The 2,059-nt window shown below is 62.6% G+C and carries 3 protein-coding genes; all 3 read right to left on the bottom strand.

What is annotated here, in order from left to right:
- Positions 1 to 899 (bottom strand): MaoC family dehydratase (locus tag WAW17_RS16565; RefSeq protein ID WP_422334035.1); only part of this gene is annotated, 899 nt, incomplete at its 3' end.
- The gene (locus WAW17_RS16560; protein ID WP_422334034.1) at positions 896 to 1,816 is read right to left on the bottom strand and encodes an SDR family NAD(P)-dependent oxidoreductase; all 921 of its coding nucleotides are present in this window, start codon (positions 1,814 to 1,816) and stop codon (positions 896 to 898) included. The genes WAW17_RS16565 and WAW17_RS16560, both read right to left, overlap by 4 nt.
- 75 nt (positions 1,817 to 1,891) lie before the next feature.
- Positions 1,892 to 2,050, bottom strand: coding sequence for an acyl-CoA dehydrogenase family protein (locus WAW17_RS16555; protein ID WP_422334036.1), 159 nt, complete (start codon positions 2,048 to 2,050; stop codon positions 1,892 to 1,894).
- Positions 2,051 to 2,059 lie beyond the last annotated feature (9 nt).

Below are 2,059 nucleotides of genomic sequence, written 5' to 3'. Positions count from 1 at the left end.
GCCTTGTTGTAGTGCACCGCGTAGATGGGTTCACTCGAACCCATGACCGGGTCGCGGAACGACCACGCCGGATGTGCCCGGTAGTCGACCAATGCCGCTGCATGTGCCTTCAGCCGAGGGATCGGGGTGCCGCCGCCCGCGATAAAGGCAACCTCGTCGGTGAGACCGATCGGCCCCTTGGTCAGAGTCTGGATCTGCTCACCGACCTCGACGTCCTCCCAGTACCTGGGCACGGCGCCGCGCGGCTTCTCACGCAAGATCTGTTCCTCGACTTCGAGGATTTGCTCCTCGGACCAGGGATGAGGAAGAACCAGCTCGGGTTTGCCGGCCTTGTCAGTGGGCTTGGTAGCGCGAGACTTGGCCGAAGCCCGCTCGAAATTCACTACCTGCCAGTCGATCCGAGCAACGAGCTCGTCGTTCTGATTCCGATAGCTGTTGATGAAGTGGTCGGTCACCATCTTGCCCGCGAACTTGCTGGGTCGTGGCCCGGTGAATCCGTCGTAGCGACACGTCGCTGTGATCGTGTCACCCCGATAGACCGGTTTGTAGAAATGCGCCTGGGTGGCGTTGTGGAATGCCCCGAGCCCGGGCCAACCGAACTGGATGCCGGAGAAGCAGCCGATCACAAAGGATGGTGGTGCTACCGGAGCGCCGTAGTCGGACGCGCTCGCCTGATCACCGTCCGTCCACAACGGATTGATATCGCCGATGCCGCCGGTGAACTTCGCGATCGCGATGCGGGTCGCCTCTTCATTGTTCACGGAGTGGTCGATACGGAGGTCGACGCCGGCCCTGGCGCGCATGGACTCGATCATCTCGTCGGTGATGACGGCCTCGGGCATCTTTGCTTCGGTGGTCTTGTCCACCTCTGCGACGCCGGAATGCTCGGTCGTGGTCACTTGGATTCCTTCCGCGGGTTCGCCGTCCAGCTGTTGCCGCCGCTCGGGGTGCCGGCGTCGGCCACAGCCTTGTCCAGCGCGTCGAGCGTCCAACGGCCGTCCGTCATCAGCTTCCAGTCGGGATCCTTGGTCCACGGCTGGATACGCTGAACCCGCGACCCACCGACGAGGAACACCTCACCGCTGAGAGAGCATGCCGGCGAGAGCAGGTACCCCACGAAGGGCGAAACGTTCGCGGGATCGAACCGGTCGAATTCGCCTTCCTTGCCGGCCAATGCGTCACCGAACGCGCCTTCGGTGAGACGAGTACGGGCCTGCGGCAGAATCGCGTTGACCCGCACCCCATACCGCTGCAATTCTTTCGCAGCCACCTGTGTCATGGTCGCCACTGCCGACTTCGCAGCCGAGTAGTTTGCCTGACCTGGATTGCCGAAAACGCCCGACTCACTGCTGGTATTCACCACGGACCCGGATATTTCCTTGCCCGCCTTACTCTGCTCACGCCAGTAACGGGCGACCTCACGGGTCATGAGGAAAGTTCCACGGAGGTTGACGCGCAGGACGAGATCCCAGTCATCGTCGTCGATATTGACCAAAACCCGGTCACGGAGAATCCCGGCGTTGTTGACCACACCGTCAACACCTCCGAAGGTGTCCAGCGCGGTAGACACGATACGTGCGACTCCGGAAGCCCCGGCGACGTCATCACCGTTCGCAACAGCCTTTCCACCCGAAGCCTTGATCTCGGCAACAACTTCCTGCGCGAGTTCGGATGCGGCCCCACTGCCGTCCTGCGCTCCACCGAGGTCGTTGACGACCACGTTTGCGCCCTCCTGGGCGAACAGCAGCGCGTGCTCACGACCGATGCCGCGGCCGGCACCGGTGACGACGATCGTCTTTCCGTCGAGGTGTTTCATCGGATAGTCCTTACTTGTTGCTCGTGCCCTTCGGGCTCGAGGTATTTTGGTTTTCGAAGGTCGTTTCGTAGCAGGTCAGGCGCGAAGGGGTGTGTCCTTCGGTAGCCCCAGCGATCGCTCGGCGACGGTGTTGCGGTGGATTTCGTCAGTGCCGCCACCGATGCGCATGCCCGGCACACTCAGGACGAGCTCCGACCACGCGAACGACTGCGGCTCGTGAGTGTCCGCGACCAACTTCGGTCC

The sequence above is a fragment of the Rhodococcus sp. (in: high G+C Gram-positive bacteria) genome (genome assembly GCF_049286785.1).
Taxonomy (GTDB): domain Bacteria; phylum Actinomycetota; class Actinomycetes; order Mycobacteriales; family Mycobacteriaceae; genus Rhodococcus_F.
This window is presented reverse-complemented; position numbering and strand designations above follow the sequence as displayed.

Bases quoted from the DNA above. Each gene is read 5' to 3' on its own strand.
- WAW17_RS16560 (WP_422334034.1), bottom strand. From the start codon at position 1,816: ATGAAACACCTCGACGGAAAGACGATCGTCGTCACCGGTGCCGGCCGC.